Below are 19,653 nucleotides of genomic sequence, written 5' to 3' on the forward strand. Positions count from 1 at the left end.
TAATCCAAGAGTGAAAATCAAGTTAAAACAAAGTCGATAAACTTTTAACGCCAATACCACCGATCACCAGGAATGCCTCGGCATACTGTACACCAATTCGGGTACCATAGTGCATGCAGCGTGCCTGTTGTTCGCTCATGAACTCCGGACGTGACAGTATGGTTTGTGGTTCGTCTGAAACATAGCGGTCAGGAACGTTAAACTGGCTTGCGTAAGCCAGGATAGCATTTTCTCGTCCCTCCCAGGTATTGCTAACATCTACATATACGATGTTCTGCTCTGGTAAATCATAGTTCTGCTGATAGCAAAAAACCTTTTGTGGACGGGTATAGTCGCTGGAGTAGGTATCGGGAAGAACCTTTGGCAGACCGCACAGGAATGAAGCACCTACGGCAAGCTTATGAACTGCTTCATGGTCAGGATGGCGTTCTACGGGAGGACTTGTGATGATAATATCCGGTTTATACTCACGAAATTTTTTTACCAGTGTAAGTACATGTTCCTGGCAGTATGAAACATGCCCGTCGGGCATTGATAAGATCTCGCGGTGTGCTACACCTAAGATCGACGCAGCATTGTCAGCTTCCTGCTTGCGAAGTGTGGCATTACCTCGCGTACCGTTTTCACCGGCAGTACAATCGAGCAGCACAACCTTGTGGTTTTCAAGGACAAGTTTTCGGATTGTACCGCCTGCCGATAGTTCGGCATCATCCGGATGTGCTGAAACAACAAGTACGTTTGCCATGGTCGAGTTTAACCCATTGCGTCCAACTTGGCAACACGACCGGCATGGCGTCCGCCTTCGAAGGATGTTTCCAAGAAAGCCGCAACCATGAGCAGTACATCGTCCAGCGACGACAGCCTGCTTCCAACTGCCAGCATGTTAGCATTGTTATGTGCCCGGGCCAGTTTTGCCATTTCAACGCTGGTAACATTGGCTGCACGTATTCCGTGCACCTTGTTTGCAGCAATCGAAATTCCAATACCGCTGCCACACACGATAATTCCTGCGTTGGCTGTACCATTAGCAACAAGCTCTGCGGCAGCCCTTCCATAATCAGGGTAATCAACGGAAGCTTCGGAATCGGTGCCGGCATCAAGGACGGTATAGCCTTTTTCGGTGAGAAACTTTTTTATTGCCTCTTTGTAAGCAAAGCCGGCATGATCTGAGCCAACGCTAATCGAAATCATATTTTCTCCACATGAATGCCGGTGCTGCCAAAGCCACCGGTGTTGCGCTCGGTACTATCAAGACTTACCGTAACGTTCCATTCAACCTGTTCTACCCTTGCAAAAACAAGCTGTGCTATTCGCATACCGCGTTCGACCGTAAACGGTGAAGCAGAGAAATTAGCCAGGATTATCTGGATTTCTCCCCGGTAGTCACTATCGATTGTTCCTGGCGCATTTAGTGCAAACACTCCGTTCTTGGCAGCCAGACCGCTACGTGAGCGCACCTGACACTCGTAACCGGCAGGAACGGCAATACGCAATCCCGTAGGAACCATAACAACACCGCCGGGCGGAATTGTTACGGGTGTTGTACAAGCTGCATGCACATCCATACCGGCAGCGCCGGTAGTAGCAAAACACGGCAAAGGCAGGTCTGCCGCATGGTCAAGAACATTAATATCTACGAGCATTGCAAAGCCCCTTACTACTTCCTTCCGAAGTCGGCCGGATTTTCACCCCAAACGTCTGATTCCCATTTCAGGAGTTCATTCTCGTATTCGTTGGTCTCCAGCCAGAGCTCGGCACGTTCCAGCAGCTCAAAAACTTTTCGGTTGCGTGTTGTTCGGTCAGTTTTTGTTCTGGCTTTTTTATTGCGAACCCAGTTAAGAGCCGTAGTGGAATCAGAATATACCGGCAGCGTACTTTTTTGCTGTTCCAGCATACCAAGAGCATGCACGATTGCCAGGAATTCACCGATATTATTTGTTGCATCCTCGAAAGGTCCCAGCCTGAACAATTCGGTACCGGTTGCTGTGTCAACACCCCGATATTCCATTACCCGTGTAACCATGTTGCATGCCGCGTCCACGGAAACACTTGGTGTTATTGGTTTCTTTGGTTTTTTAACCTTAGCGCTCTTCTTGCCTGCCCCACCCTTGGCCAACGATTCGTCAACCCGGGACCCTCCGGCCTTTGGGGGGCCGGCATCAACAGCAGTACGCGCATCTGCAAGTGTATCATAAGCGCGGTATCGTGAGCCCGGAAATCCTTCTACCTGTTCTCGGCATTTCTCCCATGACGGGTAAATGCCGGGTATCCGGCCAATCCATACTACATACCATTTGCTTTTCTTGGGTGCTCTAATAATGGCCATAAGGCTGCAAAATTACGACATTACGGTGCGAACAGTCACATTTTGGATTCAACCGCTACGTGGTTATAATGAAGTATGCAAAAACCTTTAGCGCAGCAGTTGTTGGTATCTCTGCATATCCGGTTGAAATTGAAATCCATGTTGAACTCGGATTGCCGGCTTTTCAGATCGTTGGTTTGCCCGACAGTTCGGTGCGTGAAAGTAAGGAACGTGTTCAGGCAGCAATAAAAAACTCATCGTTCGAGGTACCGCCACGAAAATATACCGTAAATCTGGCACCGGCAGACGTTCGGAAGGAGGGAAGTATGTTTGATCTTCCGATTGCAATTGGCGTACTGAATGCTGTGCATGAGATCGAAATGGCAGGACTGTCCGATACGGCAATGGTTGGTGAGCTGGCTTTTGACGGTACGCTCCGCGCCGCTCACGGAGTACTTCCAATTACAGCCATGCTTAAGAAAAATGGATTTAAACGTATTGTCCTTCCAATGGCTAACGCCGGCGAAGCAGCGATTGTGTCCGGTATCGATGTTATTCCCGTTGAAACGCTGAAAGAAACAGTTGACTTTATGCGTGGCCTGCTGTTGATTAAACCACATATTGTTGACGTACCGCGACTCTTTGAGAAAGCATCTGAAGAAATTATTCCTGACATGGCCGACGTGAAAGGACAAGCAGCGGTGAAACGGGCGTTGGAGGTAGCTGCGGCGGGCGGGCATAACATCATCATGCTCGGTCCGCCCGGGGCAGGAAAAACCATGCTCGCAAAGCGATTACCCGGAATTCTCCCCCCGCTTACACTGTCAGAAGCATTAGAAACAACGGCAATACATTCAGTTGCAGGAATTCTGTCACCCGGGCATGCCCTGGTCACGAAAAGACCGTTTCGTGCCCCACACCACACCATTAGCGATGCGGCGTTGGTGGGTGGCGGCGTTGGTGTTGTAAGGGCAGGAGAAATCACATTGGCACACCATGGCGTCTTGTTTTTAGATGAGCTACCTGAATTTCAGCGTAATGTTCTGGAAGTATTGCGCCAGCCACTCGAAGACAGGCAGGTTCTGATTTCACGCACACGAACCTCGGTGACGTTTCCAAGCAATGTGATGCTGGTGTGCAGTATGAACCCATGTCCATGCGGAAATTTTGGAAGCGGTGTCAGACCCTGTACCTGCACGCCAATGGAAGTGTCGAAATACATGGGAAGAGTAAGTGGACCACTATTAGACAGGATTGACCTGCACGTTAATGTTCCTGCCGTCGAAGTAAAGGAACTAGCCCGCATGCAGTCGGGCGAACCGTCAGAAACAATCCGTCAGCGCGTGATACAGGCCCGTCAAATCCAACATGACCGGTTCCGGGACCGACCCGACTTGTTCAAAAACGCCGATATGTCATCGGCTGACTTGCAGCGTTTTGGCAAGCCAACACCTGAAGCACTTGGCTTTTTGCAAAAGAGCATGGACAAGTTATCGCTCTCAGCACGTGCATACCATCGTATTCTAAAAGTTGCACGTACGATTTCTGATTTGGAACACGAGGACTACATTCAGCAGCACCATATGGCAGAAGCAGTTCACTACCGTGACTTAGACCGTCCGTACTGGAACGGATAAACCGAATAGGTAAAGTATGCAATCAAAGTATGTGTGGTATGTGTGCCGGAGATTACTCCCGCTACTTTGAAAACAGTGAATTACGTAAACAAATCAGACCGCTTTCTATTCCCCTGAACCGTAATCCTAGAACAGCCTCCGTTGTTGATGTACTTAGTCCCGCACGAAGCGGTCGTTTTGCCGGCAGCTGCAAATCGGCAGCCTGAACCGCGTGAATTAACGACGTGTCCAGTTTAAACACCTCTGCAATTTTGGTTGCAAACTGATAACGACTAACGTAGTCCGATCCGCCTACATGGTAAATCCCTTGTGCAGCCGTCTCTATAACCCGTACGATAGCTTCGGCAAGGTCATCAACATAGGTTGGATTACCATATAAATCGCTGGCAGCGCGGACGGGAGAATTTGTTTCGGCACTTTTCAGTACCGAGTGAACAAAATCAGGACGTGATGGGAAGGGGCTATATACAACGTTGGTTCGAATTATCGTGCTGCTGATGCCTGAAGTGATTACAGCATTCTCGCCGGACAGTTTTGTTTTACCATAGTAGTTAATTGGTGCGGGTGTGTCGTTCTCGGCGTACGGACCCCGCTCGCCGTTAAAAATGTAATCGGTAGAAAGGTGAACAAGATGTGCATCGGTTGCCCGTGCAAGTCGTACCAGGTCCTTCACGAGTGTTACATTCAGTACCTGTGCCGTTTCTTTATCTGCTTCACAGGCATCTACGCTGGAAGTTGCAACAAGATTAACGATAACGGAAGGCAGTTGGCCAAGGATGGTAGATTTAAGCTCGCTCAGCGACGTAACGTTGACGTGTGAGGCAACAATCCTGCTATGTTCAATGTTAACCTTCGAGCGGGTTACAAGGTGAAGAGTGGCTGAAGTCTCCTGCAGCAAAATTGGCACCAGCGCCAAACCGGTTGTACTTCCGGCACCGATAATAGTGATAGTTTTACTCATTACAAGAACAAATGTATATTACGCTTATGCCTTTACTTACAAGTTTGTTAATGTTGATTGTTGTGGCCAGGATTTTTGGCCACATAGCAGTACGATTAAAGCAACCAGCGATCGTTGGAGAAATGGTGGCAGGCGTACTGTTAGGCCCGAGCGTATTGGGTCTGGTAACGGCAAGCCCTGCATTATCGGGCATTTCGGAGCTGGCGGTATTTCTTGTTGTGTTGTCCGCCGGACTGGAAATGAATTTTAACGATGTAGTAAAGGCATTCAAGGGCAAGGGTTCAATAATCGGCTTATTTGGATTTTTAATACCGCTAATTCTTGGGATTCTGGTAGGACTGGTTTTTGGTCTGGATGTTAACAAGACGGTTTTCCTGGGATTATGTATTTCGATAACGGCATTACCTGTTGCCGTTGGAATTCTTCAGAGTTTTGGTATCCTGAACAGCAGAATAGGCAAATACTCAATTGCGACTGCAATCCTTAACGACGTATTTGCGCTGATGATTCTTGGCGTACTACTGTCGTTACCTGAGCAGCGTTCATTCGAGGCCGTTGGGATCAGCATTGCATTAACAGTATGGAAGTTAGTGGTTCTGGGTGCTGTAATTCTTGGGTTTAACTGGGTATTGGAAAAGCTGGTACAGTGGGGAGTGCACGTTGAACGGTTCCCTGAAAAACTTGTACAGTGGCTGGGCAATGATGCGCTGTTTGGTTTAGTGGTTCTCTTTGTACTGGTATTTGGGTCGGCCAGCGAGATGCTGGGTTTCCATTTTGTTGTGGGTGCGTTTTTTGGGGCATTGCTGATTGACAGGAAGTTTTTCCTTGCCGAGCGTTATCACGTGCTTGATAGTACATTACGATCGGTAAGCGACGGTTTTCTGGCACCGATTTTCTTTGCATACCTTGGCCTTGAGTTCAACATTTTTGGCGTCAGCTCTGTTTTGTTTGTAGTTGTTGTGCTCATCGTTTCAATTGTGTCAAAGATGATAGCAGGGTGGCTTGGAGGCAGAACCATCGGAATGTCCAAAACAGATTCAATGGGAATAGCTATCATTCTAAACGGACGTGGTGTGATGGAGTTGGTTATTGCCAGTATCGGCTACGAGAGGGGTCTGATTGGTCAGGAATTATTCTCGACGCTTGTCCTTATGGGAGTCGTGTCAACACTTATTACCCCGGTGCTGTTCCGCAAGTTCGTAATGCCACGTCTGGAAAAAGAAAACGAACCGCAGCCGGTGCTTGCAGATGGTTAAGGGCAACGTAGTTTGGTTTAGGTGTCTTGCCGCACGGCCCACGTAAAAATGTGCAACTCAGCAATTAGTGTCATGGAGTAGGCCTGACTGTGGTCATTTCTAAAATGTTATTAAGATTGCGTAATTTTCGACAGGAAAATGAACATAATACAAACTTTCCCAAAGGTTTTCCATGCGAAAGAGTACGATTACATGCGATACGGAAGGAATAATTCAAACGTTTAATCAGGGGGCTGAGGAAATGTTTGGATACACCGCTTCCGAAGCTGTTGGCAAACTTCGAGTAAGTGCATTTTCACCTGGCGAGATTGTCTTGCAAAACCTTAAAAGCTGGCTTGACACCGCTAATGAAACGGGTGAGTGGATTGGTCAGACCAACTTTGTTCGTAAAAACGGTGAGGTATTTGGTGCCAGAATCCGGATATCGCCAACCTCGAAGAACGGAGAACAAATTGGCTATTGCGGTGTGACCGAAGAACTGGAAACCCCGGTTCATGTACCCATAAAGTTTACAACTAAAGCCATACGCTGGCTTGTTATCACCAGAGCCCCTTTTCTAACGGCAGCATTAACACCGGTGGTGATTGGGTTGGTATGGGTTGCAGCGATCGGGGGTTTTGCGATACCGTGGACGGAAAGCCTGCTTGCCGGTCTGGGCGTGTTGCTGCTCCATTTAAGCGCAAACGTCTTTAACGATTATTTCGACGTGAAAAGTGGTACTGATGGCGCAAACACCAAATACTTTGTACAGTACACTGGTGGGAGCAGAGCCATAGAAATGGGGTTGATAGATTTAAAGCGTACAAAGTATGTTGCGGTAACACTACTTCTTGCTGCGCTGATCATCGGCCTTGGTTTAACCGCAGTGGTGGGAACCGGTGTGTTATACATTGGTCTTGCGGGTCTTGCATTAGGGTACTTTTACACGGCACCTCCTCTTCGTCTGGTAGCCCGGCATGGTCTTGGCGAGCTCTCGATCGGACTGGCGTTTGGTCCGTTAATTACTCTTGGCATGGCCTACGTTGCTACAGGTTTTTATTCGTGGGAAGCATTCCTGGTTGGGATTCCTGCAGGCTTGCTTACAACGAACATCCTGATGATTAACCAGATTCCAGATGCAGAAGGAGATGCAACTACCGGAAAGAATCACCTGGTTGTAACGTTTGGTCCAACGGTTGCCGGTTGGTTGTATACCGGCACCTGGCTTAGTGCTCTGGCGGGGATATCATGGTTTGCTTTGCAGTGGAATAAGCCACTCTTACACATAGCAACTGTTGTGGGTCTGGTGTATGGCATTTATACGATCGTATGGATGTTTAAGAACCTTGATAAACGCACACTTGTTCGGTCAAACGTCAATACTATTTACTTGCAAATCGCGGTAACGCTGTTGATGGCACTGTTCATGGCGTTATAATTTTCACGATCTACAAAAAGCGAAAAAGCCGGGGTTTCCTCCGGCTTTTTTTTGGTATTGCAAAACTGTTATTGTGGTGGCAGTACAACTGCATCCACAACATGTACCCAACCGTTTGAGGCACGTACTGAGGCAACGATTTTTGCACCGTCAATCTTCCAGGTGTCACCCTCAATCGACATCGTAACCGGCGTACCGTCGAACATCTTTACTTGTTGTCCGTTTGTAAAGGCGTCCTTATCCAATGCCGACGTTAGAACGTGATGGTACAGGACAGTTGTAAGCTGATCGGCCTTTTCTGGCTTGAGCAGCGATTCAACAGTTCCGGCCGGAAGCTTATCAAACGCGGCATTTGTTGGAGCAAACACTGTAAACGGTCCAGCATTGGCAAGAGTATTCTCAAGTCCCGCTGCCTGCACTGCTTTTACCAGGGTAGAGTGGTCAGCAGAACCCATGGCAACATGCAGAATGTCTTTTTGTGAAACATCGTCCTGAACAAAAGCCTGACCTCCGCCCGGCTGGTCGGCAGCGCCGGAGGTATTCGCCTGAGTCTTCTCGGCATCCTGCGAGCAACCCCATGCAAGAAACACGGCTGCTAGAATGGTGACTAAAGAATGCGACTTTATCATCATGCATCTCCAAAAAGTGAATAAATATGGTTACCAGTCTTTTCGAACAAAAGCACGTTTACCGAACACGATTGGTACTACCATCCACACCAGCAATGAAACTGCAGATATGGTCGTGCCAAGCGAGGTTCCAAAAAAGTCTTCAAAAACAGCACCTGTGTATCCCATGAGTGCAGCATAGTCAAAGGTGAGCATCACGATGATGCGGGCAAGATCAACGGGATTCAAAACAATCATGCCGATTGTTGCCATCTCCATGGGGTAGTCCGCAAAGGCAACGGTGATTGCCAGAATGGCACCATCGTATAAGATGGCTGTGATTAGCCACACCACAAAGGCAACACCCATGGCAGCAGCCTTATCCTGTACGGTAACACCGATCAGATAGGCAATAGCAAAGAATACCACCGAGAGAGCAGCACCGGTGCTGATAAGAGTTACAAAGGGAGCGGAGAACACAACGCCGTGGAGCAGGCCCGGAATGCCCACGCCCAGTACAAACGAAATCAGGAAGGGGAGAGTAACACCAAGGTACAGAGCGGTAAAAATCGATGTACGCGTTACCGGTTGCGAAAGCATTAGCTCAACAAAGTCACGATTGTGATGAATATGCAGGGTACCAAAAACAGCGGCAGCAAGCGGAATTAGAATGAGGACGACATTCATCAACCCGACAACGGTTTTGGCTTCACCGGAGGTAAAAAACAGGAGTCCTTCCGATACGGCAAAGAAAAATAAAAAGTACATAATCAGCCATCGGCTGCGAACAACATCCCGGACAACGTAGCGGAGTAACTGTAACGTTGGTTTCATTGTACACCCCCGCCCTTTTCCATAATGGCAGCGATGGCTGCCGGAAGATTGGAATGACCTGTAGAAGAGAGTAGATTCTGTACTGAGCCATCGTACATGATTACGCCTTCGTTGATATAAACAATCCTGGTGGCAAGCTCTTCGATTTCGGCGATTACGTGCGATGTGATAAGAACGCTTGAGCCGTTATCGGCCACGTGACGGATTCGGTTTTTGAGTCGCTGTGTTACCAGCGGATCAAGTCCGGCAGTTGGTTCATCGAGTAGTAACACCCTGGGTTCGTACATAAATGCCAACACTGCACCAACTTTTTGACGTGTGCCGCCACTCAGTGAGCGCATAGGCTTTTTTAAATGTTCGTGAAGCTGAAATTCAGAGAACAGTTCTTCGGCTATTTCTGTCTGCTGCTTTCTGATGCCGCGAACCATGGCAATAAGTTCCAGTGGCGACAGATTTTCGGGGTATCGGGCAACTTGCGACATATAGCCCATCTTGTTGCGTACGTCGGGATTGGCACTCACCAGTTCACCGTCCAGATGTATTGTTCCCGAGTCCGGCCGCACCAAGCCAACAATGCTCTTCATGAGCGTGGTTTTACCGGATCCGTTTGGACCTACAAGAGCAGTAACACTGCCCGGTGAGAGCGATATACTCACTCCGTTCAGCACCTGTAGCTGTTTGAATTTTTTCCTGATGTTCTGTATTTCAATCATGGCGTAAGAATGGTGGCCGCATCAGCGGACGCTTGTCCACAAGAGTTTCAGGAGTCATTGTTGGAATGATGCGTTCAGTGAGATCCAGGATGGTAATAAATGCGGTATGCATCAGAATTACCGATGATGGGATTCGCTCAACAAGTAGCGAATAGAGGCGCACCGGGTGAAAGGGTACGTCACCGAATCCATCTTTGTTTAAATCGTATCCTTCGTATGAACTCCAGTAGTTTTCGTTAAACGAGCTGTTAAGCTCACCCGCATTAGTTGTAATGTCGAATGTATTACCGTCGAACATGTTTCGGGTAACCGTTACCAGCTCACAGTTGCCAAGGATTCTAAATCCATAGCCATTGCGAATAAACCGGTTTTGTTCTATGAGCGACCTGGTAAGACCCTCACCATGTATGGCAACGGTGTTGCCGGTAAATACATTCCCTTTCAGGTGTCCGTGACTGATGTCTTTAAGCAGCAGCCCGTACGAGGTAGGACCCCAATTGTCGAGGAATGAGTTGTTTAGCATTTGAATTTGCCGGGAATACATAACCGCAACTCCGGCATCATTGTGTTTAAAAACATTCGATCGGTACGAGCAGGAATCGGAGAACATGAAGTGCAATCCGTAGCGAATATTTCCTTCACTTTTATTACCAACAACGGTACCTTGTCGCATAAATTCAAAGTAGATTCCGTCACGGTGTCCGGTGATTACATTGTCCTTGACCAGTATATTCCTACATTTCCAGGCATGAATGGCGTTACCGGAATTCGACTCACTTCGTGGTATTCCGGTTATGGTGTTGCCCTGAATGCGGCAACGCTCAGAACTGTATGCATAGATTGCAAAGAATGCATTTTCGATAATGCAGTTCTTAACAACGATGTTGCTTTGTTCCTTGATTTTAATTGCAGCATGATCATCAACGTAGCTAACGGCTACGTTGCGAATGGTAATGCCACTGATGGTAACATTTCCGGACAGGATGCTGAACACACTGCCATTTTTAGACTCCGCATCAAAAACACATTCACGCGTACCCAGGATTGTTATGGCTGACTTCACAACATACCCGGTACCGGGGTACACACCGGGTGTAACCCTGATCGTATCACCATTACCGGTATGTGCAAGTGCAGCACTCATCCCGCCACGGTAGGCCGGCGTTAGGGTTATGGTTCGTCCCAAACCACTTACAGCACCAAACAACAGTGTTAGTGAGATTAGCAGTTTCATAGTACCAGCCTTGCTCCAAGAACGAATGATCGTCCCGCTGAGGGCAGGTTGTTTATGCTTGTATGTTCATGATACAGCCGATCAAACAGGTTAGTACATCCTGCCTGTACACGTATTGCGCGGGTTGGTTGCCATGCCAGAAGGATGTCTGATCGCCACCATGCACCGGTTGAATCTTCGGGTAGAATAATGTGCGAGGTACGTTCCTGAGCTAAAGCGCCAGTCATTAGCAGCTCAGCCTGAATTTCGGGGTTCCCTACAATGGTCCGTATGGTAGCAGATGGAGGACTAATCAGTGGCAGTGGTTCAGAATACAATACCGAATTACCCCACAAGGCCTGTACAGATCCCTGAATGCTGCACCATGACGTTACGGCCGTAAGAGCAGAAATATCAAAGCCCCGTATCCAGGCAGCGCCAATGTTGGATATCGTGCGGATTGGCACGCGGTTACTTCCGTCATATACAACATTGGTGTCAGTTGCGATATAGTCAGAAATTGATCGTACAAAGGTGTTAACACTAACAGTGAAGTCATCGGTGCCATAGGAGCATCCAACCGAGACATTAACAGACGACTCGTTCTTCAGATCAGGGTTGCCATTTACAATTGCGTCGATGCCAGGATCGTAAATATAGAATCCATATACCTCAAGCTGTGTTGGCATACGCTGTGCGTACGATAAAACAGACCGAAGCTGAATTGTTTCTGAAACATCATAGTAAAGCCCCCCGGATGCACTGAATGCGGTAACGGTTTTATCAGGGTTAATCCCGGGAAAGTATCCGCTTAACACGCTGCGAAAAATCTCGTTATTCAGTGTTCTGTTTGAAACATCAAACCGTGCGGAGCCACGAACCGAGACGCGAGAGCTCACGGTATGGTCTGCTGAGGCAACAACGCCAAGAGTACCAATGCGAGCATCTCCAATATTGATCATGTGCATTGGGGAAACCGTCGTGTCCAGCGGAATCATGTCCATTGTAGCATTTGCAGCAAGGTACGATGCATCCAGAATAACGGAGTATAGTGTAGAAGCAGTAAAAAGCGATACTTCAGAGAGCAGGCCAAGAACGTTTGATGTACCATGCATAGGCATGTTCATATTGGGCATAAACCGCCGGGTTCGAATTTCTTCAATCGGCCGACTGTAATCGTCCATGTTGTGGATAACACTGTTACCATAAAATTTAACTGATGACGTAACAGCTGGTGTCCAGCGATTATTCCAGGTGAGCGCACCGATATAGGCATCGGCATTCCGGGTGTCCATCAGCAAAACCGGATACATGGCATCGATTGCTCGGTCAATAATGGCAGTAGCAACCAGTTCCGATGATTTAGTAATCCGAGTTCGTCCAACCAGGTTGATATTATGTTTGCTAAAACCTGATCGAGATATTACGTCACCACCTCCAACGCTGACATCATTTGTGGCCCGATATGTATAACCAATGCGGTAAGCTGCAGACTCAGAGCCTGCGCTTACGTCAGCCCGAAGCCTTCTTCCAAAACCATTTGATTCAGCCGATGCATCGGTAAGGCAGCGAAGGTCGCTCCGATAATCAGGCTGCTGGGTAGAGAAGTTAACTGATGCACCCAATCCCGAAGCATAGCGCAAATCAGTACCGTCAGCCGAGACGTTCATAGTACGAATATTGTCAAGCTCTACATATGCTGTAGCAGGATCCATTTTGTCGATGCACGCCGCATGAATTTTCATCCCGTCGATTGTTGTTGAGATTTGTCCGCCGCGTAACCCTTGTATCATGGCTTCGCCGGCAAAGCCGGATGCACGCTGAATAAGAGAAAGGCCGCTGAACCTCATGAGTTGATCTACAGAACTCGACGCTGAAACCGGACGATCTGTTCGCCATGGCATCGTTAGCGGATCGGCGGAGACCGTAACCTGTTGGGCCGTTACGGAACGGATCGTGTCTTGCGCATTAACGAAATACACACAGAAGAAAATGCCGGCAAATACGATACAACGGTTAAGGAACATAAACTGGGAAAGGGGCTTGGGCAAACAGTCCGCTTGGCAGAGTAATGCTGGCTGTTACCAGCCAGTCGCCCGACATTGAGTAATTAACTCGACCAGAATACCATCCATTTACCGGTGTGCCTGGTTGAACATTCCCGTAGCTGCCATGGCCCATTGACGGCATGGATGGATCAAATACAATCGTTGCATTATTTACGGGTATAAAAACAAACTTATCGGTTGTTGAATGAAGCAAAAAACTAATATCATTCATACCAACAACGGGTTTTTTGTGTACTACGGAAGCAACATACATGATGCCGGCAGTGGTATCCCGAAAGGTATATACCCGCTTGGCAGGTTTCACTGTAATCGGCAGAGTAACCTGAACCGTGTTCCCACGATCAGGATCTTCAACCGTGACGTTAATAATCCATGCTGAATCAGAAGGCATGGTAAACACCGAGGCGCAAGAATACAGCCCGCTGTCACCTGCCACAGATGATGATGGTTGTTCCACCGGACAGGAGTGGTGATACATTCCCATATCCATATCGGGGTTGATGGTAACGCCTGCATTATGCAGAACATTTCCCTGGTAGTGGGTGCGAATAAACAACACGTTGTATCCAACAGAAAGCGCTGAGTCAGCATAAAGCTCAACTTTATAGCCTCCCGAAGACCGGGAGGCTATAAGCATTTTAGAAATTTGGTCGGGTGTTACCGGCTGTGTTGGGTTAGAGCTGCACCCTGCTATAAGCCCCACAAGCACAGTTGCGAAAATCAGTTTAAATGTCATGGCTCACTATCCGGGTAAAATGGGATTAAACTACTGTAGAACTAACTTTCGAACTGCATCAAAGTTTAACACGTCGCCGGCAAAATTCAGCCGTACCTTTTCGCAGGTGGCAGAATCCTTAAATGCAGCAACATCCAACGTCATTGGTGAATGAATCATATCGCTGTGCAGGTAGCATGCCGTTTCTGCCTTAATCAGAGTACCCGGCTCAAGAAAGTTTGTTACCCACAACGAGTGCACATCATCGGAACTGACCGTACCTGCCTGTATGTAGTTAATCATGCATTCCGGTGCGTCAAAAACGAAGATTTTTCCTTTCTTCGTGACAATTTCAGCACCGAACTTCTGGTCCGTAATACCCATCTTGCACGAGGCGCACTGCTCCTTATCGTAGTTAATACCCCGAGGTGCCGGTTCGGAACAAGCAACAAGGAACAGCAGAGTGAGCAGCAAGCATGATAGCCGAAGCGTCATGTTTTTGCTCCTGCAAGAGGAGTGATTGATTTTGTTCTGCTCAGCCACCACGCAAGCATTGCCAGAATAGCTCCGAAAACAATAAAGCCGAAGCCAATGGCGGGATACGAGTGGGCAGTAAAGTTCAACAGCTGTTTCGATCCGATGAGAGGAGGCTGATATGACATACCCTCGATTTTTATAATTGCCTTAGGGTCCAGATCGTGTCCATAGTCATATTCCCATTTCCAGAAATCATACATACCTACCGAACCGGCAATGGTAAGAATGGCAAGCCAGGTAATGATCATCCACCGTTTCCCGAGGGCCCCGGCAACAATGCCAAGGCCCACAAGGATTAAAACAACTATTGGCATATACTCTAACTCGGGGATTGCATCCGGCTGAATAGGCTTCATGCCGATGTAATGGTTAAGAGTATTCAGGTTTTCAAGATCGTTGGGCCTGGAACCGGTAACCTTATCAATGTGGATGAAGATTCCCAGTTCACTGCCTTTCGGGTATTGCGGTGCTTCGAGCCATATACTCCACATTGGGAAAACGAAAAGTCCCAGCAAAGAGATAGCACCGGCAATCATTAGAACCCGATGTGTTAATTTCATGTGTCTGTGCCTTATTTCTTGTTATTCCAGGTTAATTCTCCGGTGCCACCATTTGTTACCCGTACGTATCCCTGCATTTCCTGGTGGAGTGCAGAGCAGAAATCAGTACAGTAGAACGGAAAGACTCCGGCTTTTTTGGGCTCCCATGTAATTGTTGCGGTTTCACCCGGCATAATGAGCAGTTCGGATGTGTTGGCACCCAGGACAGCAAAACCGTGCGGAACGTCCCAGTCTTGCTCAACATTGGTTACGTGCCAGAACACCTTATCGCCGACCTTAACGCCTTCGATATTATCAGGGGCAAAGTGTGAGCGAATAGACGTAATGTAAACATGAACTTCGTTTCCTTTACGCTCTACACGTGCTTCTGATTCTTTGCGAGCAACGTGCGGGTGTTTATTCTCGGCAAGCTGGAAAATCTTGCGTGAGTTCTTCGTAATCAGGTCAGCCGGACATGCCACACCATAGTGGGGCTCTCCTATCGTTGGGAAGTCCAGAAGGAGTTGCATTTTGTCGCCAGAGATATCATAGAGCTGTGCCGACTGTGTTAGCTCTGGTCCTGTGGGCAGGTAGCGGTCCTTGGTGATCTTGTTGTATGCAATTACATACTTGCCCCACGGCTTGGTTGAGTTACCACCCGGAATCATAAGGTGACCGATAGAATAGTAGGTTGGCACGCGGTCAACAACTTTAAAATCTTTCAGTGACCATTTTACGATTTCAGACGATACGAACATCGAAGTATAGGCATAACCCTTACCGTCGAATTCAGTATGGAGAGGCCCAAGTCCCGGACGTGGTACTTCGCCTGCCAGGCAAGCCTGATAGTTCAACACCGGGATACCGTCAATAACCTTATCGAATTTCTTGGCACTGATTGCTGACTGCATTTTCGAGAATGACATAACCGGGATAACAGTTGCAAGCTTACCACCGCCAACGATAAGTTCACCGGACGGATCAACGTCGCACCCGTGGGGTGACTTCGGTGTTGGTAAATAGTACAGAGCATCAGCAACATCGGCAGGTGACAGAACGCGTACTTGCTTTTTCATTGTGTGTGTGGCGCTGTGTGTTTCATCGTTGTACACGTTATGTGCGTAATCTACATCTACCATCTTGCCCTTGCCCTGAGCAACAGCCTCGGCACACTTTTTCCAGTTGATGGCAATGATGAAGTCCTTATCGTTTTGCGAAGCGTTGATCTCCTTCATTGTATGGGCTTGTTCGCTATTGTAGCAGGTAATAAACATCCAGTCTTTCGAGACTCCTTTACCTGCGCGAGCAAGGTCATAGTCAAACCCGGGTACAAGCAACTGGAAGTCAATACCCATACGACCGGTTTCCTGGTCAACCTTTACGAATGACAAAGCCCCTTTAAATTTCTGGGCATACTCCTGAATAGATACATCTTCTTGTGGGATAGGAACAGAGAAGCGTGTACCGGCAACTACGTATTCGGAATTTTCCGTCGAGAACGGCGAGCTGTGGTTGCCACCGCTATTGGGGATCTCGATGATTTCCTTCGTTCTGAAATCCGTCAGGTCAATGCGTGCAATACGGGGCGTGTTGTTGCCGTTAATGAAAACCCATTTGCCGTTGGGCACACCACCGGTTTGCGACATGTCGGGGTGGTGGGCGTCATCCCATGGAATAAAACCGTGCGACGTCATCAGCATTGGTTTGGTTTCTTCGGAGAAGCCATAACCTTTTTCGGCATCTACCGAGAAAACCGGGATTACGCGGAACAGGCGTCCACTGGGTACTCCGTACACAGCAAGCTGACCGCTGAAACCACCCGATACAAAACTGTAAAACTCGTCTTTTTCACCGGGCTTAACATAAACCCGTGAAGCAGCATCCCCCGAAAGGGCACCGCCGGCTGACCCGCCATCTGAAGAACAGCCAACAATGACCAAGGCAACAATTGCCAGCAGGAGAGATCCTAAACGCTTATGGAGCGTACTCATAAAATACCTCAAACAATTAGTGGTGTGTTAGTTATTTGGATTTACTTGCATAGTCGCGGAGATACTCAAGAACGGCACGAGCATCCTTTTCGTCAACACTTTGGTTAGGCATGGTAATCAGAAACTCCTGAAGCAAACACTTAGCAGTATCATCGTTTGCAAGCATGGTTTCTGTATCCAGAATCATGTTCATAATGTATTCCGGAGGCCTTCTGTTTGTTACGTCACCCAGTGCCGGACCAACGTAGCGCTCGTCCATTTTATGGCAGGCAGTACACTTCAGATCAAAAACCTCATGCCCTGCAGCAGCCATTTTGGCATCTATACCAGGGCCAACATCAACACTTTTAATAATCCCGTAGGTTTTCTTTTCCTGCTGCTTTTCCATGAACGACGGAACTTCGTCACTGCTGCCAGACTCGTTTGACCCGCAAGCCACTACAAGCAGTGCTGTTGCAACAAGTACAAGATGAACACGGGCTTTCCTGTAAAGTGTTTTCATTATATTTCCTTTAAAAAAGTGAATTATGTGGTTTGCTTTTTATAGTTGGGCGAGCAGCCGCGGAAAGAGTACAGCGTTTTCAAGATATTGGTGCTGCACGGTATCTTCGAAAAGCATTTTAATGCCCGCATAAACAGCTCTGTGAGTGCCACAGGCTCCCTCCGGTGGCTGGAACTCGTTGGTAAGGACACGTAAACGCTGAAGTTTTTTCCCAACAGCTTCGTGCTCTACCTCATTGCGCTCCACTACCTGCTTTATCGTGTTATGATCGAATTGCCTTGCAGCTATTGAGAACAGATACTTCTCTTCATCCTCAAGGTGCTCCGCAAAGGCTTTGTAAAGGTCTTCGAGCAGCTCAAGTATTGCAACTGTTTCGGCATACAGTTCACCATGCTTCCTTACAACCTTCGTCATCTGCTGTATCATTTTCGGAAGAGATGTTCGCACAAACGAGTGGTGGTTGGTAATGATAAAGTCAACAAGAAAACTGGTGGGCCACAAGTCAACATGCAAACACTTTGCAGATTTGGTTGGATCTATTGACAGTATCTCGTTTAGGATGACCGTAGTATCCAGCCCCTTCATGACACATGCATCTTTTAGCGATACGCGACTTTCACCCAGGAAGCCAAGTTTGTACTTGTACATCACATCAACAGCTGCAGGGAGCTGCTTTACGATGTCGGCCAGTGTTGATTGAATAGTAACCATAGTTTAAATCCTTGAGTGCAGATCCCTAAAATGGAAAGGGGCTAAGCAATGCGCAGTCCTTTTGTGTACATCCTTGAAGCCACATCTGCAAGAGTAGTTGATGAAAACATTAGCCGCAATCTGGTTCGTTCAACAGCCCACGTTGTATGCATTGCACACGGTGTGGCATCACTGCAGTCTTTCAACCCCAGCAAACACTCGGTAAACGGTTCCTTCCCATCAGCCACAATGATAATGTCGAGAAGCGAAATCGTCTTGGCCGGCTTGCTTAACGCAACGCCTCCGCGCGAACTGCGCTGCGACCTGAGAATTTTATGCTGAACCAGGACGGCTATGATTTTTTTCAGGAAATGATACGGTATGTTCAAGGCCTCCGAAATTTCCAGCACAGGCGTGTATACAGCCGGATGCTCGTCCAAACTGTCCAATGCCTCCTTCCGCGCGAGATATGCGCTGGCCTGAATTGCATACGTGGAAGATTTCGATAACATAATGACAATAAGAGATAAGAGAGTCCCTTATCACAAAGTTACGGCAGTCTAAAGTGCGGTGCAAGTTTTTTTTAAACTCGAACGAATCCGGCGCGGTATGGGCTAACTCCGGTTATTTCGTAGGCGGACTCGTGATTGTCAGTTGATTGTAAGGCTCATGAACAGTAATGCTGATTTGTAAGGCTTACGCTTGCTCAGCGAGCATCTGCCTGAAGGCCTGATTCTCTAGCCGTAGCCGGTGGTTCTCAGGGTCGGCTTTGCGCACAGTGCCGGACAATCCTGCTGCTCCCAATACCTGGAGCTTGTTCTTCCAGTTGTGGACCCGACTTGCCGTTTTACCTGGTTTAGGGGATGTGCCTTCACGCTCTGCTTCTTCCGGGACCGCACGTTGGGTTTTCCTGTTCCAGCTCTGGCATGTTCACATCAACGACTCCTGTGTTGATTCCTTGTACAATCTGGGGTCCTTCTACAGTCATCTGGAGGATAGAAAGGGACAGGTTGTAAACCATTTTGTACGCATCGGAGGACTGAGGATGGAGATTCAGTCTATGGTGACAGTGCATCAGGTCCTGATTCAGGAGACCATGAGATACAATGATTTGGAATAATGCTATTTTTTTTTTACATTAGTAAGCAAATACTGTATTGTTCATATTATCTGGGAGGAGACTATGAATTCCTTTACGAAACTCACATTCCTGTTTGTTGCAGGCTTGTGTTATAATCTTGGTTCAGTTATGGCGGCTACTGCTGAGTACACACTTGTCCGGATGAAACCCGGCCAAGGGAATAGGCAGTTTATAACGCCTGGTGATGATTCACAGGGATATTGTCCGGACCAAGGGGATAATTGCTACGTTATCGTATCAGTGGATGGCCCGGATGGTCCGTGCGACGAGGTTCTGCCGGGCGGTTTGATTTTAACGGGTAAAGTGTCGGGTGTTACCGGCTATCACGTCAATGGTGTGGACTCTCAGGCGATTCCGAAATCAGGTTTCACGTTTGCTCCAGGTGAATACGCGGTACGAATTACGGCATGCTCGGCATATCCTTCGTATGTTAATATGCAGGTTAGCCTGGATGGCATCGTGGTTGAACCGGATGGTACATTTAGAGTGCTATTTCCCTATATTCCGTAGAGTTTCGAGCCGCTA

At 47.9% G+C, this 19,653-nt stretch carries 21 protein-coding genes; 4 read left to right on the forward strand and 17 right to left on the reverse strand.

The window, feature by feature from the left end; genetic code table 11:
• Nucleotides 1–22: 22 nt before the first annotated feature.
• The 4 genes from bshB1 to HRU79_05950 are packed head-to-tail and all read right to left on the reverse strand — an operon-like array spanning nucleotide 23 to nucleotide 2,326.
• Nucleotides 23–745 (reverse strand): bacillithiol biosynthesis deacetylase BshB1, encoded by a 723-nt coding sequence (gene bshB1, locus HRU79_05935; protein QOJ26213.1) that lies wholly within the window; start codon nucleotides 743–745, stop codon nucleotides 23–25.
• A gap of 8 nt (nucleotides 746–753) precedes the next feature.
• The gene (gene rpiB, locus HRU79_05940) at nucleotides 754–1,188 is read right to left on the reverse strand and encodes a ribose 5-phosphate isomerase B (GenBank protein ID QOJ27283.1); all 435 of its coding nucleotides are present in this window, start codon (nucleotides 1,186–1,188) and stop codon (nucleotides 754–756) included.
• Nucleotides 1,188–1,643, reverse strand: coding sequence for a dUTP diphosphatase (dut, locus tag HRU79_05945; GenBank protein QOJ26214.1), 456 nt, complete (start codon nucleotides 1,641–1,643; stop codon nucleotides 1,188–1,190). Before dut ends, rpiB begins: the two co-directional genes overlap by 1 nt.
• Nucleotides 1,644–1,657: 14 nt before the next feature.
• Nucleotides 1,658–2,326 (reverse strand): viroplasmin family protein, encoded by a 669-nt coding sequence (locus tag HRU79_05950; protein QOJ26215.1) that lies wholly within the window; start codon nucleotides 2,324–2,326, stop codon nucleotides 1,658–1,660.
• Nucleotides 2,327–2,394: 68 nt separating this feature from the next.
• On the opposite strand from HRU79_05950, the gene HRU79_05955 reads away from it, so the two are divergent.
• Nucleotides 2,395–3,942, forward strand: coding sequence for a YifB family Mg chelatase-like AAA ATPase (locus HRU79_05955; protein ID QOJ26216.1), 1,548 nt, complete (start codon nucleotides 2,395–2,397; stop codon nucleotides 3,940–3,942).
• Nucleotides 3,943–4,003: 61 nt separating this feature from the next.
• On the opposite strand, the gene HRU79_05960 is transcribed toward HRU79_05955, so the two are convergent.
• Entirely contained in the window at nucleotides 4,004–4,903 is a 900-nt protein-coding gene (locus HRU79_05960; protein ID QOJ26217.1) for an SDR family oxidoreductase, read from the reverse strand.
• 26 nt (nucleotides 4,904–4,929) lie between these two features.
• Between HRU79_05960 and HRU79_05965 the strand changes: the two genes are divergently transcribed.
• A complete protein-coding gene (locus HRU79_05965) occupies nucleotides 4,930–6,159 on the forward strand; it encodes a cation:proton antiporter (GenBank protein QOJ26218.1) in 1,230 nt (409 codons plus the stop codon).
• 172 nt (nucleotides 6,160–6,331) lie between these two features.
• Nucleotides 6,332–7,576: a UbiA family prenyltransferase gene (locus HRU79_05970; GenBank protein QOJ26219.1), complete on the forward strand. Its 1,245-nt coding sequence runs from the start codon at nucleotides 6,332–6,334 to the stop codon at nucleotides 7,574–7,576.
• Between the two features lie 68 nt (nucleotides 7,577–7,644).
• Here the strand turns inward: HRU79_05970 and HRU79_05975 are convergent, their stop codons facing one another.
• Genes HRU79_05975 through HRU79_06030 form a run of 12 tightly spaced genes read right to left on the reverse strand, consistent with a single transcriptional unit; the run spans nucleotide 7,645 to nucleotide 18,499 of the window.
• Nucleotides 7,645–8,205, reverse strand: coding sequence for a fasciclin domain-containing protein (locus tag HRU79_05975; GenBank protein QOJ27284.1), 561 nt, complete (start codon nucleotides 8,203–8,205; stop codon nucleotides 7,645–7,647).
• 30 nt (nucleotides 8,206–8,235) lie between these two features.
• Nucleotides 8,236–9,018, reverse strand: coding sequence for an ABC transporter permease subunit (locus HRU79_05980; GenBank protein QOJ26220.1), 783 nt, complete (start codon nucleotides 9,016–9,018; stop codon nucleotides 8,236–8,238).
• The gene (locus tag HRU79_05985; protein ID QOJ26221.1) at nucleotides 9,015–9,731 is read right to left on the reverse strand and encodes an ABC transporter ATP-binding protein; all 717 of its coding nucleotides are present in this window, start codon (nucleotides 9,729–9,731) and stop codon (nucleotides 9,015–9,017) included. Before HRU79_05985 ends, HRU79_05980 begins: the two co-directional genes overlap by 4 nt.
• Nucleotides 9,724–10,965, reverse strand: coding sequence for a nitrous oxide reductase family maturation protein NosD (nosD, locus tag HRU79_05990; protein ID QOJ26222.1), 1,242 nt, complete (start codon nucleotides 10,963–10,965; stop codon nucleotides 9,724–9,726). Before nosD ends, HRU79_05985 begins: the two co-directional genes overlap by 8 nt.
• On the reverse strand, nucleotides 10,962–12,971 hold the full coding sequence (locus HRU79_05995; protein ID QOJ26223.1) for a TonB-dependent receptor: 2,010 nt from the start codon (nucleotides 12,969–12,971) through the stop codon (nucleotides 10,962–10,964). The genes nosD and HRU79_05995 overlap by 4 nt, the downstream gene beginning before the upstream one ends.
• Nucleotides 12,961–13,749: a FixH family protein gene (locus tag HRU79_06000; protein ID QOJ26224.1), complete on the reverse strand. Its 789-nt coding sequence runs from the start codon at nucleotides 13,747–13,749 to the stop codon at nucleotides 12,961–12,963. Before HRU79_06000 ends, HRU79_05995 begins: the two co-directional genes overlap by 11 nt.
• A 30-nt stretch (nucleotides 13,750–13,779) precedes the next feature.
• A complete protein-coding gene (locus HRU79_06005; protein ID QOJ26225.1) occupies nucleotides 13,780–14,223 on the reverse strand; it encodes a nitrous oxide reductase accessory protein NosL in 444 nt (147 codons plus the stop codon).
• On the reverse strand, nucleotides 14,220–14,825 hold the full coding sequence (locus HRU79_06010) for a hypothetical protein (protein ID QOJ26226.1): 606 nt from the start codon (nucleotides 14,823–14,825) through the stop codon (nucleotides 14,220–14,222). The genes HRU79_06005 and HRU79_06010 overlap by 4 nt, the downstream gene beginning before the upstream one ends.
• Nucleotides 14,826–14,836: 11 nt before the next feature.
• Nucleotides 14,837–16,795: a Sec-dependent nitrous-oxide reductase gene (nosZ, locus tag HRU79_06015; GenBank protein ID QOJ26227.1), complete on the reverse strand. Its 1,959-nt coding sequence runs from the start codon at nucleotides 16,793–16,795 to the stop codon at nucleotides 14,837–14,839.
• Nucleotides 16,796–16,826: 31 nt separating this feature from the next.
• Nucleotides 16,827–17,297 carry a cytochrome c gene (locus tag HRU79_06020; GenBank protein QOJ26228.1) on the reverse strand — a complete coding sequence of 157 codons (471 nt, stop codon included), beginning with the start codon at nucleotides 17,295–17,297 and terminating at the stop codon, nucleotides 16,827–16,829.
• A 39-nt stretch (nucleotides 17,298–17,336) separates the two neighbouring features.
• Nucleotides 17,337–18,008, reverse strand: coding sequence for a hemerythrin domain-containing protein (locus HRU79_06025; protein QOJ26229.1), 672 nt, complete (start codon nucleotides 18,006–18,008; stop codon nucleotides 17,337–17,339).
• Between the two features lie 41 nt (nucleotides 18,009–18,049).
• Nucleotides 18,050–18,499, reverse strand: a complete 450-nt coding sequence (locus tag HRU79_06030) for an Rrf2 family transcriptional regulator (GenBank protein QOJ26230.1) — start codon at nucleotides 18,497–18,499, stop codon at nucleotides 18,050–18,052.
• A 671-nt stretch (nucleotides 18,500–19,170) separates the two neighbouring features.
• Between HRU79_06030 and HRU79_06035 the strand changes: the two genes are divergently transcribed.
• A complete protein-coding gene (locus HRU79_06035; GenBank protein QOJ26231.1) occupies nucleotides 19,171–19,638 on the forward strand; it encodes a hypothetical protein in 468 nt (155 codons plus the stop codon).
• The last annotated feature ends 15 nt before the right edge of the window (nucleotides 19,639–19,653 follow it).

The organism is Ignavibacteria bacterium (assembly GCA_015709655.1).
Lineage (GTDB): Bacteria > Bacteroidota > Ignavibacteria > Kapaibacteriales > Kapaibacteriaceae > OLB6.